The organism is Moorena sp. SIO4A1 (assembly GCF_010672065.1).
In the GTDB taxonomy this organism is placed as follows: domain Bacteria; phylum Cyanobacteriota; class Cyanobacteriia; order Cyanobacteriales; family Coleofasciculaceae; genus Moorena.
In genome coordinates this window covers 1-1,391 of sequence record NZ_JAAHHX010000758.1, presented here as the reverse complement: position 1 = coordinate 1,391, position 1,391 = coordinate 1, and the positions used below count along the sequence as shown (strand labels likewise).

1 protein-coding gene is annotated in these 1,391 nt (G+C 41.4%); it reads right to left on the bottom strand.

The window, feature by feature from the left end:
* Positions 1-37: 37 nt before the first annotated feature.
* Positions 38-1,264 carry an RNA-guided endonuclease TnpB family protein gene (locus tag F6K53_RS42675; protein WP_075897083.1) on the bottom strand — a complete coding sequence of 409 codons (1,227 nt, stop codon included), beginning with the start codon at positions 1,262-1,264 and terminating at the stop codon, positions 38-40.
* Positions 1,265-1,391: the final 127 nt, after the last annotated feature.

Sequence of the window (1,391 nt, the reverse complement as noted above, 5' to 3'; positions counted from 1 at the left end):
GCCAGGATATGGCACAGTCTATAGAAGGTGACAGCTCCTACACCGACCTTTCAGGTTCGGTGTAGGCTTCCCAGCCAATCCGGGCATCCCTTAGGAGGCGCTGGGCTTTAAGAACGGACTGCCCTGCCGCTCTATTTTTTATATTTATTGCCGCATTATGATCCCGGTCAAGACTGCATCCGCAATGAGGGCAATCATGCCAGCGAACATGCAGTTTTTTAGGAACTTTTTTTCCACAATTGGAGCAATTCTGCGAAGTATTTTTGGGACTTACTGCAACTGCCAACAAGCCAGCATTTAAGGCTTTGCTTGAAAGAATTGTCAGAAAGCTTGACCACCCAGCATCCAACACAGATTTAGCCAATCGGGACTTAGCCAGTCCCTTTACGTTTAATTTTTCATGAGCAACAACATCATATTTTGATAACAAATAATTGGCGGTCTTGAAATGAAAATCTTTCCGCTTGTCTGCTACCTTCTTGTGCTGTAATCCAAGCTGTTTGATAGCTTTGAGCCTGTTCTTACCTCCCTTCTTTCTACGAGATACACGCTTCTGGATTACTTTTAGACGTTTTTGAGCTTTTCGATAGTACTGAGGTATCTCGACAGATTCCCCTTCAGAAGTCGTCAAAAAATCTTTAAGGCCAACATCAATCCCAATCATTGAGTCCGGATTAATATCTGGCTTTACCTCAGGAACAGTCTTGTCCTCCAGAGATAAGACCAGATAATAGCCATCACATTTGTTAGTAATAGAGGCTGTTTTTATTTTAAATCCAGCGGGAATAGGGCGGTGGAGTACAACCTTTACCATGCCTATCTTAGGGAGGTTTATTAGATCACCTTCCAGACATCCCTCTTTCATTTGAGGGTAGGTAAAAGTACGGTAACGGTGCCGTTTTTTGAATCTAGGTCGCCCACTTCGCCTACCGTTACTGTCTCCTTTTATGAACCTATCAAAAGCCAGTTTTACCCTCTTGACAACATCCTGAAGTACCTGAGAGTGAATCTGCCTGTACCAAGGATGAGTCTTTTTCAGGTTTGGTAGAGTCTTTTTTTGGCTGTAATAATCGGGATTTTCCTTTAATTCTGAAAGATGACAAACAAGGGGACAAGCATTAACATAACAACGATTCTGTTCGTACCAGTTAAATCGATCAGCTAACAAATAATTATATTGAGCACACAGCATTGACAGCCAATTATCTATAACGGCTTTTTGTGCTTTTGTTGGCTTGATCTTGTACTGATACGCTAATCTCATCCTTGGTTGTTACCTTGTTTACCGACCTATTAATATTGTAACAAGCGTCTGAACAAATGTCAATCCAAAATGAAATACAAAAAACTAGTAATCAGAATTACCGACTTTGAAAAAAGGCAGTTCTAGC

What these genes read in the sequence shown, in the direction of transcription:
- F6K53_RS42675 (WP_075897083.1), bottom strand. Translation starts at nt 1,264, where the DNA reads ATGAGATTAGCGTATCAGTACAAGATCAAGCCAACAAAAGCACAAAAA.